At 44.9% G+C, this 12,791-nt stretch carries 13 protein-coding genes and 1 tRNA gene; 7 read left to right on the forward strand and 7 right to left on the reverse strand.

Features of this window, described 5'->3' with window-relative positions; all coding sequences use genetic code 11:
- Window positions 1–78: 78 nt before the first annotated feature.
- From glyS to EGV92_RS03570, 4 genes are all read right to left on the reverse strand, one after another.
- A complete protein-coding gene (gene glyS, locus EGV92_RS03555; RefSeq protein WP_131667812.1) occupies window positions 79–2,172 on the reverse strand; it encodes a glycine--tRNA ligase subunit beta in 2,094 nt (697 codons plus the stop codon).
- Between the two features lie 145 nt (window positions 2,173–2,317).
- Complete coding sequence (locus tag EGV92_RS03560) at window positions 2,318–3,007, reverse strand: hypothetical protein (protein ID WP_131667813.1); 690 nt, start codon at window positions 3,005–3,007, stop codon at window positions 2,318–2,320.
- A gap of 128 nt (window positions 3,008–3,135) precedes the next feature.
- Window positions 3,136–4,092, reverse strand: coding sequence for a glycine--tRNA ligase subunit alpha (glyQ, locus tag EGV92_RS03565; RefSeq protein WP_131667814.1), 957 nt, complete (start codon window positions 4,090–4,092; stop codon window positions 3,136–3,138).
- 241 nt (window positions 4,093–4,333) lie between these two features.
- Window positions 4,334–4,546, reverse strand: coding sequence for a PspC domain-containing protein (locus EGV92_RS03570; protein ID WP_131667815.1), 213 nt, complete (start codon window positions 4,544–4,546; stop codon window positions 4,334–4,336).
- 727 nt (window positions 4,547–5,273) lie between these two features.
- Between EGV92_RS03570 and nadR the strand changes: the two genes are divergently transcribed.
- The 3 genes from nadR (at window position 5,274) to EGV92_RS13880 (ending at window position 7,830) form a co-directional block, all read left to right on the forward strand.
- Window positions 5,274–6,353, forward strand: coding sequence for a multifunctional transcriptional regulator/nicotinamide-nucleotide adenylyltransferase/ribosylnicotinamide kinase NadR (nadR, locus tag EGV92_RS03575; RefSeq protein WP_131667816.1), 1,080 nt, complete (start codon window positions 5,274–5,276; stop codon window positions 6,351–6,353).
- A gap of 98 nt (window positions 6,354–6,451) precedes the next feature.
- Entirely contained in the window at window positions 6,452–7,201 is a 750-nt protein-coding gene (gene pnuC, locus EGV92_RS03580; RefSeq protein ID WP_131667817.1) for a nicotinamide riboside transporter PnuC, read from the forward strand.
- A gap of 464 nt (window positions 7,202–7,665) precedes the next feature.
- A complete protein-coding gene (locus EGV92_RS13880) occupies window positions 7,666–7,830 on the forward strand; it encodes a hypothetical protein (protein ID WP_165525554.1) in 165 nt (54 codons plus the stop codon).
- 506 nt (window positions 7,831–8,336) lie between these two features.
- Here the strand turns inward: EGV92_RS13880 and EGV92_RS03585 are convergent.
- Window positions 8,337–8,411, reverse strand: a tRNA-Gly gene (locus EGV92_RS03585).
- Window positions 8,412–8,757: 346 nt separating this feature from the next.
- Between EGV92_RS03585 and EGV92_RS03590 the strand changes: the two genes are divergently transcribed.
- From EGV92_RS03590 to EGV92_RS03605, 4 genes are all read left to right on the forward strand, one after another.
- Entirely contained in the window at window positions 8,758–9,579 is an 822-nt protein-coding gene (locus EGV92_RS03590; RefSeq protein WP_131667818.1) for a M48 family metallopeptidase, read from the forward strand.
- A 156-nt stretch (window positions 9,580–9,735) separates the two neighbouring features.
- The gene (locus EGV92_RS03595; protein ID WP_131667819.1) at window positions 9,736–10,053 is read left to right on the forward strand and encodes a BolA family protein; all 318 of its coding nucleotides are present in this window, start codon (window positions 9,736–9,738) and stop codon (window positions 10,051–10,053) included.
- Between the two features lie 151 nt (window positions 10,054–10,204).
- Window positions 10,205–10,564: a SirB2 family protein gene (locus EGV92_RS03600; protein WP_131667820.1), complete on the forward strand. Its 360-nt coding sequence runs from the start codon at window positions 10,205–10,207 to the stop codon at window positions 10,562–10,564.
- Window positions 10,565–10,727: 163 nt separating this feature from the next.
- The gene (locus tag EGV92_RS03605) at window positions 10,728–11,138 is read left to right on the forward strand and encodes a hypothetical protein (protein ID WP_131667821.1); all 411 of its coding nucleotides are present in this window, start codon (window positions 10,728–10,730) and stop codon (window positions 11,136–11,138) included.
- A gap of 101 nt (window positions 11,139–11,239) precedes the next feature.
- Here EGV92_RS03605 and trxC read toward each other — a convergent pair whose 3' ends face one another.
- Both trxC and EGV92_RS03615 read right to left on the reverse strand, forming a co-directional pair.
- On the reverse strand, window positions 11,240–11,686 hold the full coding sequence (gene trxC, locus EGV92_RS03610) for a thioredoxin TrxC (RefSeq protein ID WP_131667822.1): 447 nt from the start codon (window positions 11,684–11,686) through the stop codon (window positions 11,240–11,242).
- Between the two features lie 56 nt (window positions 11,687–11,742).
- Window positions 11,743–12,627, reverse strand: a complete 885-nt coding sequence (locus EGV92_RS03615) for an MBL fold metallo-hydrolase (RefSeq protein WP_131667823.1) — start codon at window positions 12,625–12,627, stop codon at window positions 11,743–11,745.
- Window positions 12,628–12,791: the final 164 nt, after the last annotated feature.

The following is a 12,791-nucleotide window of genomic DNA, read 5'->3' on the forward strand; positions in this document are numbered from 1 at the left end:
TAAAAGAGTCTAAAGGACGCGCAAAAGACATTGAGTCTACTCGCCCTAAGCAATCTAATTTACTCCCTAAGCGGTAACTTAGGCCTGTAGCTCACCCACATCGGCAACCAGTAAGAATAACTCACGAACTTGCTTAAGTAGCGCCAAGCGGTTGGCCTTGAGGCTGGCATCATCGCTATTGACCATGACGTGATCAAAGAAGTTAGTCAATGGCGTCTCAAGCTGTGTGAGCGTTTGCAAAATGCCCTTATAATCGGCATGCTCCTGCATTGGTGCGACGGTATTTTGAGCTTTAGTCACCGCCTCATGCAGCGCCTTTTCAGCATCTTCTGTTAATAAGCCAGCATCTACTGATTCAGCCACATCACCTTCAGACTTGGCTAGGATATTAGCAACGCGCTTGTTAATCTCCGCCAAAGTTGCAGCTTGCGGCAAGGTGCGGAAGTCTGTCACCGCACGAATGCGCTGATCAAAGTCGAGCGGCATGTGCGGATTGATCGCTTGCACTGCTTGAATGGTATCGACGCTGACGCCTTGCTCAGTATACATGGCACGGTAGCGCGAGTTGATAAAGTCGATGACCTTGGTAAAGGTCTCGCCAAGCTTAGCCAGCTTACCCTCACCGTCAGTATTGTAGTTTCGGATTGCTTGCTCAACTAAGCTGACAAGATTAATCGGTAGCTCTTTTTCGATTAGGATTCTTAATACCCCGATTGCCGAACGGCGTAAACTAAACGGGTCTTTTGAGCCAGTAGGCGCTTGATCAATACCGAAGATACCGACCAATGTATCAAGGCGATCGGCTAAGGCCAAGCAAATACCAATCGGAGTGCTCGGTAATTTATCACCGCTGAACTTAGGCAGATACTGCTCTTCGATAGCCGCAGCAACTGCCTCAGGCTCACCATTAAGACGCGCATAATAGGTGCCTGCGATACCCTGTAGCTCTGGGAACTCACCGACTAACGTACTGGCCAGATCAGCTTTGGACAATATGGCCGCGCGCGTGGTTTCAGCAACGTCGATATCTTGGCCTTGCTCTTTCATCAAGGCCGCAATATAAGCGGCAAGCTTAGCGACGCGTTCTGACTTCTCCCAAATTGTTCCCAGCTGGTCTTGGAAGACGCGGGTTTTGAGATTCTCAGTTAAGGTAAATAGCGGCTGCTTTTGGTCTTGTAAGAAGAAAAACTCAGCATCGGCTAAGCGCGGTCGCACCACTTTCTCATTACCATAGATCACTTGCTGTGGATCTTTGGACTCGATATTACTGATAAAGATAAAGTACGGCTGTAGCTTGCCATCAGCGTCTGTTAGACAGAAATATTTCTGGTCGGCTTGCATGGTCTTGATGAGCGCTTCTTGCGGGACTTGAAGGAATCGCTCTTCAAAGCTGGCGCGCAGCGCTACTGGCAGATCAACCAAAGCTGTCACTTCATCAAGTAAGTCCTGTGGAATAATAGGCGTCGCATTCACCTCACTAGCTAGCGCCGCTACTCGCTCGCTAATTAGTGCTTGACGCTTATCAAAATCAGCGACGACTTTGGCTTCCTCTAAGGTTTTTTCATAATCCGCTGCATGGGCAATCGTCATAAAATCAGGAGCGTGGAAGCGATGACCGCGTGATTGATTATTGCTTGATAACCCTTGAATAGTAGACTCAATAACGTGGTCATCTTGCATGAGTACGACCCACTGAACAGGACGAACAAACTCTTCGCGGCTAGCGCCTGAGCGCATACGTTTAGCAATCGGCAGCTTGTCTAGAGCATTTTGAAAAATTTCAGGCAGTAGCTCAGTGACTGGCTGACCAATAATGGTTTGCTCATAACCGATGTAATCGCCTTTATCTGTCTTAATAGTCGTCAGCTCACTGACATCAATGCCAAGACCCTTGGCGAAACCTTCAGCAGCGCGAGTAGGATTACCGTCAGCGTCAAAAGCGGCCTTGATAGCAGGGCCACGCTTTTGCTCAGTTCGGTCTGGCTGCTTGTCCGCAATACCTTCAATCTGAATTGCCAAGCGGCGCGGCGCAGCAAAGGCTTTTAGCGAGTCATAAGCGATATCAGCCTCTTTAAGCTGACTCTCTACGCTTGACTGGAGTGAATCACGGAGTGGCTTTAGACTTTTTGGTGGCAGCTCTTCGCAGCCAAGTTCAAATAAAATGGTGGTCATGATTGTCTCTGATTATGAATTCGTTTTAAAAGTTTTGGCACTAATGAATAAGGTAAATAGGATAAATTATAGCAAAATCAACTGGCCATTAAGCAGGCTATTACCAACAAGCTCTAGTCTAGGCTGAGGTTCGACATGAAATAAACTAAGCAATCTTCACCATTCTCGACTTAGCACACAGCGGATAAGTACTGACAAATGGCTCAATGCGCTTGACCATTTGCTCATAGCTATTGCCATACATATAAAGGGCCGTTTCCGAATTGCCTTCCCAATAGCTATTCACCATACCTATGCCTTTAAGTAAGCTATTACACTTATCAAAGACATGTTTGATGTTATACTTTTTATAAGTCTTCATCGGTAAATCTCTACCATTTAAGTAAAGCGCCAAGCCTTCTTGGTGACCGAAAGGAATTTGACGACCTACTTTTTCTACTTCGCTTATTAGGTTTTCATCAGCTTGAGGCGGATTACTTTGAATATCAGCTAAGTCACCTTGATGGGCGTCATCCTTACCAGCTGCGTCCGCTTTGCCAACCTGATCAAACACAAATAAGCTAGAGCCTTTGGGTGCTAGCGTCGCTTCAAAGAAGGCAATAATATGGTCGGTAAGGTAATCGATATTGCCATCATTACACTCGGCCAAAGCAATCTCAATCACACTCTCGACACTCTCGCCGTTATCATCTACAAGACTGCCGCCACCTATTATCTCAGCATTGATATTCAACTCTTGGGCCACTTCAAGAAAAGCGTCTTCTAGCTCGCCTTGATCTTCTGGACGAAGCTTGGCATTCAAATGAACCAAGGCGATGGTTTCTTTTTCATTCATATTGCTTCTCTTAACGGCTATCTTTAGCTGGCCATGATCTGGCCTGATGATTAGCACCCTGAATTATTAGCAATGAGCGTCCCTTATTAATAACTACTCAGAGCACTAACTTAAGCCAATTCAATTACTTACTTGTCCTGAGGATCAGCTTCATCCGCAGCTGCTTCTTTGGGCAAATATTTATTTAACGCGGCTTCTTTATGGGCGTCATCTGCGAGTGGGAAGCCTAACTTCGCGCGCGCTTCGACATACTTCTGAGCAACTTTGCGTGCTAGCGTCCGCACACGCAGAATAAAGCGCTGACGTTCAGTCACCGAGATAGCACCGCGAGCATCTAGCAAGTTAAAAGTATGTGAGGCCTTGAGTACCATCTCGTAGGCTGGCAGTGGTAGACCGGCTTCGGCCAATTTGTCCGCTTGCTGCTCATAAAAGTCAAACAGCTCAAACATCTTAGGCACATCGGCGTGTTCGAAGTTATAAGTCGACTGCTCGACTTCGTTTTGATGGAACACATCGCCGTAGGTTACCGTACCGAACGGACCGTCAGTCCAGACCAGATCATAGACGCTATCGACGCCTTGGATATACATGGCTAGGCGCTCTAGACCATAAGTGATCTCGCCAGTGACAGGGAAGCATTCTATACCACCGACTTGCTGAAAATAGGTAAACTGAGTGACTTCCATACCGTTGAGCCAGACTTCCCAGCCCAGCCCCCAAGCCCCAAGAGTTGGCGACTCCCAGTTGTCTTCAACAAAGCGCACATCATGGGTCAGTGGATCGACACCAATGGCCTTTAACGAGTCAAGGTACAGCTCTTGGATATTAGGCGGATTGGGCTTGAGGACGACCTGAAACTGATAATAATGCTGCAGGCGATTGGGGTTATCGCCATAGCGGCCATCAGTTGGCCTGCGTGACGGCTGCACATAGGCGGCATTCCAGATTTCAGGCCCTAATGAGCGTAAAAAGGTCGCCGTGTGAAAGGTTCCCGCACCCATCTCCATATCATAAGGTTGCAGTACCACGCAGCCTTTATCTGCCCAATAAGATTGCAAAGTTAAAATAAGCTGTTGAAAAGTCATAACGTCGTCACTGTAGAATTGTCTTAAGAATAAAACGGCAAAAATTGTCGAGTGCTGTCGTAAGCACTCATTTCTGTGCTCACCTTACTAAAAAACCATGATTTTATCCATAGCTTGACCCACGATAGACAAAAAAATACCTAGACGGAAGGCCATCTAGGCAGGAGGAAAACAACATTTAGAAGTATTATCATGAATGGGGTATGACTGTCATCAGTCAACTGACACTAGCGTCAATCCCCTAGCGGTAAGAGGCCGCCGTCGCGTTAGGCATCACCAGCCATAGGATAATATAGACCAGTATTCCTGGTACTGCGACGCTTGCTGTGGAGATAATAACGAATAAGATTCGAGTCAGCATAGGAGACCAGCCTAAATACTCAGCAATACCGCCCATCACTCCAGCAATCATACGATGCTGACGAGATCGATGTAACTTAACCAGCTTAGCCACTACCTGCTCCTTATTAAAATTATCTTCTTGCCAACTTCAACAACAAGTTGAATAGGCTAGCTATTTACTAGCTAATAAATAGCTAAATTTATTGCCTAAATAGCTCAATTAAACAGCATTAAATTTAACATTTACTGACACAGTTAATATTAATATTGACGCTTAGTCTCATTGTCATCTTAGTGCCGTTTACCTAGCATCATATTTCGACTCATGACTCTCAACCTATTATAAAGTTTAACTAACCTAAACTTTACCAAGATTATTCATAAGAGTTAAAGCATATATAGGTCAACATTAAGTCGTTGTCATTACCAACCTAACTAAAAATGACTGTCAAATCGAGTGATACAACACTAGCCATAGTACCTAACGCACCAATCACTAAGCATTGATGACATGTCTTTTATAGCTAAGTATTATAGACATTAATAGTTAGCTTGACTGTAGGGTATTTAGAATTAGTTTGTGAATATTTGCTAAAGAAGCTTACATCAACCTATCCTCTCTAGGTATAAGCTCTTGATTTAACGTAAATATTTCAAAATGTTTCATAGAAATAATTGTTACTGGATTATTTTTAGAAAGTTAGATAGGGGCAAATTGCTATTTTGAGCTGCCGTTTAAATTTAGCTAGAGACTTATAGACAAAGCAGATAATTGTCGGTCTAATATCAGCTACTTATACCTTTTACCATACCTTCGCTAGTTAATTTGAGGATATCTTATGAACGCTTCAGGAGTCATGATCGGCCATTTTGAGCCGTTGCACTTAGGTCATATGCGCAGTATTTTACATGCGGCAGGTCAAGTGAGTACCTTACATGTGATTATCACCACACACCCTAGCCCTAACCCCAATTATAAGGTAACTTTGCAGGACAAAGCTCGTTGGTTACAGATGGCTTGTGCCAGCCTACCCTTTATTCACATTCATACGACTGATGAGATTAAGCTGCCCATCCATGATAACTTCGATTCAGCAACCATTGATATCCACAAGACCAATGCCAAATTGCGACTGCTACTCAAGCAGCTGGCTATCGTTGAAGAGGTTCACAGCTTAGAGGATGCTGATAATAAATCTAACCTACCGCTATTATTCGTCGCGGATAACCACCCACTGGCGAGACCAGCACTGCGTGAGCAGTTGGCTTTATCCGTCGTCACTACCCCTGAGCAACCAGACTATCACTCAACGGATATCGCTCTTGACCCCGTCGCCCACTGGCAAGCCATCCATCCAGAAGCGCGGGGCAGTTATACCAAGACCGTCGCTATCGTCGGCGGCGAAAGCTCTGGTAAGACGACTTTGGTGCATAAGCTCGCCAACTACTATGGCGCTAGCTTTGCTTTAGAGATGGGCCGCTTATATGTCGGTACAGATTTGGGCGGCTCAGAAGTCGGCCTGCAATATAGCGACTACGCACCCATCGCCCTCGACCATGCCGAGGCTATCCGTGTGGCGAAATACCGCGCACCCGCTCCCCTTACTTTGGTCGATACCGACTTTGTCACAACACAAGCATTTTGTGAAGAGTATGAGGGCCGTACCCATCCGTTTGTGGCCGCCTGCATTGATGAGCTTCGCCTTGATCATACCTTATTTTTGGCCAATAACACCCCTTGGGTCGCCGATGGTATGCGCTCTTTGGGCAGTACATCCTCGCGTGATCGCTTTGAGGCCAGACTCACTGAGATATTCGCGCGGCATGACATTACGTCTTTTCGCATTACCGACCCTAACTATGAAGCAAGGTATCAGGCGGCTATCCACTACATTGACCAACATATTTATTCAAAATAGCCCTTCACCTATATTAATATGCGTGAATGGTCCTTTAATTTGCTATTATCGACTTAATTTTGTTGGTTTAGTTCTATTGGCGAAACTTAGAGGCACAGATGCGAATTCAATTATTAGATAACATTACGGGTAAATGGTCGATGCAGTGGATCATCGGCTGGTTTATTTGCGGAGTACTGGCGTTATCGCTTGGATTTTGGAAGTTTACCGAGCACCAGGCTCTAGATTGGTTCTATTTAGGGGTGTCATTAGTTGGCTTGATTTGCGTAGTATCGCTGTCTTTTCGCAAGAATGTCATGGGCAATGGCCTTGGCATGGCTGCTACCGCAGGCGAAGTCGTTGTTCAAGCGACTTCTGGCGCTGTGGGCCTTATGTTAGCACCGTTATTTAACTTTTTTACCCACGTCTACGGTATATTCTACTGGTCGAAGAATACCGACCCCGATGGCGACATGGTGCCAAAGTCCGCTAGCAAATGGATCTGGATACTGACAATAGCCTTTATTGCCTTAGGCTTAGCGCTATTTCCAATCGTGAACGATTGGCTGGCGCAAAAAGGCTATAATGTCGTCGAAGATGATGGCAGTCAGTTCCTAGGTATGATTGATTTTTATTGGATCAACGTCTTGGCCTTTGTGTTGTCAATTACCGCACAAGCCACCATGATTTTACGCTATTCGTTTAACTGGTGGATTTGGATCGCTGTAAACTTCGTCTGGCTAATTGTCAATCTAATGACCGGCAACTATATCTTCGCCATTCAGACCATGGTCTATCAAATCAATGCTTTTATCGGTCTTTATGAATGGCATCGCAGTGAGCAACTGGCCAAAGGTAAGCTTGCTTGAGGTAAAACTCCTTAATGTTTTAATGCGTATACCTTAAACCAGCGCCTACTGTCCCTTAGCTACATTAACAGGGCTAAGGCCATATACTAAAGCCGTGACTTTGGTTTTGCTTTACAAGCTTCTAGTGAGCGGCTAACTATAGCGATAGTAAATTTACTATAAAAAGAATACAGTAATACTGGGATGAATTTTTTTAGCCTCTATCAACGTAGACACAATTAGCTAGAAAAATTTGTACCAGTATCGCACTTGAACTTAGTGCTCTCTCTTTTATTTTCGCCCGACTATATAGTAGTCAATACTGACAAAGAGGTTAGTCTAATCCGCACTGCATCAAAACCAGACGCTCTCTTGAGCAGTGGCTCTCCGAATATGCGCTAAACCCTCAAAACCCTGTGAATAAAAAAAGCCATTGGCTCTGCGGCCCACTGTCTTTATAAGTGTCCTCGATATGGGATATAGGGATGCCGCTGTCTGTCTGCTGTACCTTGGTCATAACCGCGCTTATCGGTGTCTTTTACCTTGGCCTCTGTAAGCAGCTGTTTATGGCGATGGGTATCTTTACCCTACTTTGTCTGTCAGTGACGGCAGTTATGCTACTAGGCTTTAAGCTCTGCTGTGCAATGTGATTGTTTCTTTGTCATAGTAAACTCCTTATCAAGTTATTAGCTTACCAAGTTTTACTCTAGGGTTTCTTTAGCCTCCCTCAATGATGAGATAGAGGAATTAGCTGTAGATAATAAGTAGATTAATTACTATGAATTCAAAAGAGTAAAGCACTGATCTAACTTAAAAATAGGCAAGGAATTCTCTCGGATATGTATAGAATTAAGATGAGTAATTGAAAGTTGGAAAGTGTTAATAAAGGAGAAAATTGTGACTAAATACTATGTTAAGTTGTTAGGTTATTAAGTAGTAAAGAGCAAAACTCTATTCAAAGTTAGGTTGGTGTCATTTTCATAGTCGGGGTGCTTGGAATTTGTCACGTTTTGCTCAAGCTCGGTATGTTAGGCAAAACTGCTGTTCACAATATTTTTTATATTAATGAAAGTTCTTTCAAACCCCTAATTTTAGAGTAAAAAAAAGCCCCACTAATAAGTGAGGCTTTTTTAATGCTTATATTTCAAAGCGAATTTGGAGCGGGATAAGAGATTCGAACTCTCGACCCCAACCTTGGCAAGGTTGTGCTCTACCACTGAGCTAATCCCGCATTGTTGTCAGACAACCTATTAAAACTTCATAATACTGAATAGTGGTTGTCGTCGTTAGGTGGGCTATTTTAGCAATTTTTTGCGGCCTGTCAATCTTTTTTTTCTATTTTTTTAATAATTATCTATATTTTTGCTGTTGAAGGGGCTATCGACCTCAAGTAATCGTGTATTTTTAGTGTCCATGCAGGCGTTCAAGTGGTTTTATTGATATAAAATTACTATACTGAAACCAGCTAAAAATGAGCGGATGATGCGAGTTAACTTACAGTAGTACTTGGACTCAACCAGTCGACAGTATCTGCTATATAGAGGTCATTAAACATTTATCACATTATGAGGTCTTGAATGCATAAATTACTTTCAAAAACCGTCTTAGCGGTAAGTATTACTGCTATGACCGCTACTGGATTATCTGGCTGTGCTAGTACTACAAGCGCTGGCGCTGTGGGGGTGGACCGTCAGCAGCTGTTGCTAATCTCCAGTGAGCAAGTGCAGCAGATGTCAGCGCAAAGCTATAATAAAAGCATCGCTGAAGCAAAACAGCGCAGGTTACTCGACACCAATCCCGCCCAGTTGGCTAGGCTGAAGCGTATCGCCAATAATCTAGTTAATCAAGTCAGCGTGTATCGTCCTGACGCTGCGCGCTGGAACTGGGAAGTACATACTATTAAATCAAAATCATTGAACGCCTTTGTTATGCCAGGCGGTAAAGTGATGTTTTATACCGGTATTATTGACCGTCTAAATCTTACCGATGATGAGATTGCCGCTATTATGGGCCACGAGATGGCGCATGCACTACGTGAGCACTCACGCGAGCGACTCTCGCGCGAAGTCGCTACGCAGACAGGTATTGGCATTGCCGCTAGTGTCTTTGGACTATCTCAAGGTCAAGCGCAGCTTGCAGGTGTCGCCGGTGATTTAGGGCTTAGCCGTCCGCACAGCCGTACCCAAGAGAGTGAGGCCGATCAGATCGGTCTGGAGCTGATGGCGCGTGCAGGCTACAATCCACAAGCCGCTGTTAGTCTATGGCACAAGATGCAACAAGCCAGCAAAGGCGAGCCACCGCAATTTCTGAGCACTCACCCTAGCAGTAGCAACCGTATTGCTAAACTGCAAGCCTTAATGCCAAGGGTAATGCCGCTATATCAACAAAATCGCCATTAAGTAAGCTAGGCTTTATAGTTCTTATACTATGCTAGCAGTGTTGTCGAACGCTGCTATTAAAAGCAGCCAGAAGCCATTAGTTTAGGTTACTGGTTGTTTTTTGTTCTGGGTATCAAGGGGTTCGAGAAGCCCTATTTAAGGGGATAAGGAGAGACTATGACTACGGCAGATCAGCTAAGCCAATACTTGCAAGAATTGCAGCCGGCTCACCTAGATTTAGTGAATGAGTCTATGAATCATGCTGGCTACTTTGATGGTAAAGAGAGCCACTTTAAGCTGACCATTGTCAGTGAAGCCTTTACAGGTAAGCGTCCTGTCATGCGCCATCAGCTCGTTTACGCAGCGGCAGCCCCGTTACTCACCAGTCAAGGTGGCACTATTCACGCCTTAGCCATTCATGCCTATACGCCAAGTGAGTGGTCTTCTATAGATGCTGCTCCTGATAGCCCGCAATGCGCTGGTAAAAACCAATAGCCATTAATAACTTACTCATGGTTGCTAAGGATGTAGACGAGCTATACCCTGACCTTCCTCATCACTTTGCGGTTATTTATTTGAGCAAGTGAGATATCATTCAGCCCGCATCGTCTTAGTGTTTACTTCGATTGCCAGCTAAGGATTGTTAATGAAACACTTACATTTATTGATGGTATTAGTCATCATCAGTTTATTTATCTACCAGTGCTACACGGTAATGCCGCCACGCCAGCCTATTAAGAAGCCTGTTAAGATTATTACCCATATTAGCTATGCGTTGGTCATCCTGACAGGTGGCTGGATGCTAATGCAGCTGATGTCTGTCAATGCACCAGTGCAGTGGGCATTCGCGAAGATTGTTCTGTTGATTGCCGCCATTAGTGCTAGTATCAAGGCCTTTCGAGCGACTGCCACCCCTGCTCAGTCTAAAGCCGGTATGTTTATCGCGGCTATCGCTTATGTCGGCATTATTACTTTAGCCGTCATTAAGCCAGACAATTTTATTTAGACCATTATTTATCCCTCCTCAAAGGTCAGTTGCTCTTTGGACGTCAGTTCTTTATGCATCAGTGCTGATACGTTCGTGCTGTCCTTATGGGCCTGTGTTATAGTTAGTTAGTCAATAAAAGTTAGTTAGTCAATAAAAGTTGTCTGATTGTCTTGGAGTCATTATGCGCCCTATCCCCTCTCGCTCATTCACTATACTTACCTTCGCTATAAGCTCCCTGCTATTTGCAGGATGTGCTAGCACGGGTAATGTAAGTCCGCAGTATATTCCACCAAATCATTACCAAGGCTACGACTGCTCAGGCCTTTCGCAGGAATATAAGCGCATTGATACCTATATCGAGCAGACCAAAAAGCAGCAATCTACATTAGCAGCAACGGGAGTCGGCATTGGGGTATCAGCGGGTCGCTGGGGCATCTCGCCCAACATTACCTTTGGCGTGGGCAAAAGCAACAATACTAAGGCCCGCGATGCTAAGCTGTCTCGCCTCTACGGTGAGCGCGATGCGGTAATCCAGTCTGCACGTCTTAAGCAATGCAGCTTTGCCAATGGGCTAAAAGTGTTTGGTGAATAGATGCACGATTTATTCAATAGCTGAACGAAAAAGCTGACCCACGATTGTGATCAGCTTTTTTTGTGGTTCTCACTAAAGATAAGCGCTTGTTAACTCACAAGCTATCGCGGCAAACTTTGTATCCACTGCACTATCTGACTGCTACGAAGAGCACCAGACTGCCGCGCTATTTCTTTGCCATTTTTAAAGGCCACCATCGTTGGCAAGCTGCGAATGTCAAAAGGTGCAGCGGCTTGCTCAAACTTATCCGTTTGTAGCTTGGCAAAGACCACTTGCGGCAGCTGACTGGCTGCCGTCGCAAATTGCGGCGCCATCATCAAGCACGGCTGACACCAGCTGGCCCAAAAATCTACGATGGTCAGTACCTCGTTTTTTTGGATAACCTTGCTAGCAGTTTGCGCAGTAAGGTCAATAGGTGCGCCAGTTAATAGCGACTGCCGACATTTGCCACAAGTGGGCTGCTCACTCAGTCTTGATGCTGGGATTCGATTGGTAGCTTGGCACTGCGAACAGACAAGATGTAAGGACTCTACTGAGGTATCGCTCATTATTAACTCCGACTATAAATTTAGAAGATAAATTCAAAATCAACCTAGGGCGTGTCCTACGTTAAATGGTTCAGCGGTACTTTTAGATAGCGCACGCCATTGGCTTCTGGCGCAGGTAAGTTGCCTGCATCAATATTGACCTGAACCGCAGGGATAATTAGCTTGGGCATCGAGAGCGTGGCATCTCGGCGCTCACGCATCTGTACAAACTCGCTCTCAGTAATGCCTTCTTTGACATGGATATTGCTCATCTTTTGCGCTTTCACCGTCGTGGTTGGACAGTGCTTGCGTCCCTCGCATGGATAGTCATGACACAGGTACATCATCGTGTCATCAGGTAGTGCCAATAGCTTGTGAATAGACTGATAGAGTGTCGCCGCATCGCCACCTGGGAAGTCACAACGCGCCGTCCCCACATCAGGAGCGAATAGCGTGTCACCTACGAAGACAGCAGTCTTTGCGCCTGAATCAGTCGAGCTTGATTGAGCAACATAAGCCATATCTGCTGGCGTATGGCCTGGGACATGCATTGCGGTAATGATAATGTCACCTAGCATCAGGTTTGTCCCCTCTTCTGTCAAGATATCGAACTGACTGGCATCAGCTTTAAAGGTAGTATCAAAGTTAAAGACCGCTTTAAATATCTTTTGTACTTTAGTGATGTATTTACCGATAACCAGCTTACCGCCAAGCGCCTCTTTAACATGCGGCGCAGCAGAAAGATGATCAGCATGCGCGTGGGTCTCTATAATATATACCGTCTGCCAGCCATGCTCACGTACAAAGTCAATAACCTCATCAATACTGTTCGTACTGGTGTGACCAGCTTTTTCATCGAAGTCGAGGACAGGATCAATGACCGCACACTGCCGACTATTAGCATCTACTAAGACGTGGGTATAAGTCTCGGAGTCATTGTGTAAAAAGGAATAAACATCCATAATTGCCTCATCATTCGAAATAAAATTTAATATACATAATTATATAATATAATTATGTATATTGTATCCAAACGTTAAATTTCAACTCAGTCGGGATATATCTTTTAAACACTCGTTAATAACTGTTAGGCGCTTATGAATCATAGTCTTTATTCTGCCCGTGC

This window comes from Psychrobacter pygoscelis, assembly GCF_004335015.1.
Classification (GTDB): domain Bacteria; phylum Pseudomonadota; class Gammaproteobacteria; order Pseudomonadales; family Moraxellaceae; genus Psychrobacter; species Psychrobacter pygoscelis.

Bases quoted from the DNA above. Each gene is read 5' to 3' on its own strand.
- glyS (WP_131667812.1), bottom strand. From the start codon at position 2,172: ATGACCACCATTTTATTTGAACTTGGCTGCGAAGAGCTGCCACCAAAA.
- EGV92_RS03560 (WP_131667813.1), bottom strand. From the start codon at position 3,007: ATGAATGAAAAAGAAACCATCGCCTTGGTTCATTTGAATGCCAAGCTT.
- glyQ (WP_131667814.1), bottom strand. From the start codon at position 4,092: ATGACTTTTCAACAGCTTATTTTAACTTTGCAATCTTATTGGGCAGAT.
- nadR (WP_131667816.1), top strand. From the start codon at position 5,274: ATGAACGCTTCAGGAGTCATGATCGGCCATTTTGAGCCGTTGCACTTA.
- pnuC (WP_131667817.1), top strand. From the start codon at position 6,452: ATGCGAATTCAATTATTAGATAACATTACGGGTAAATGGTCGATGCAG.
- EGV92_RS13880 (WP_165525554.1), top strand. From the start codon at position 7,666: ATGCCGCTGTCTGTCTGCTGTACCTTGGTCATAACCGCGCTTATCGGT.
- EGV92_RS03590 (WP_131667818.1), top strand. From the start codon at position 8,758: ATGCATAAATTACTTTCAAAAACCGTCTTAGCGGTAAGTATTACTGCT.
- EGV92_RS03595 (WP_131667819.1), top strand. From the start codon at position 9,736: ATGACTACGGCAGATCAGCTAAGCCAATACTTGCAAGAATTGCAGCCG.
- EGV92_RS03600 (WP_131667820.1), top strand. From the start codon at position 10,205: ATGAAACACTTACATTTATTGATGGTATTAGTCATCATCAGTTTATTT.
- EGV92_RS03605 (WP_131667821.1), top strand. From the start codon at position 10,728: ATGCGCCCTATCCCCTCTCGCTCATTCACTATACTTACCTTCGCTATA.
- trxC (WP_131667822.1), bottom strand. From the start codon at position 11,686: ATGAGCGATACCTCAGTAGAGTCCTTACATCTTGTCTGTTCGCAGTGC.
- EGV92_RS03615 (WP_131667823.1), bottom strand. From the start codon at position 12,627: ATGGATGTTTATTCCTTTTTACACAATGACTCCGAGACTTATACCCAC.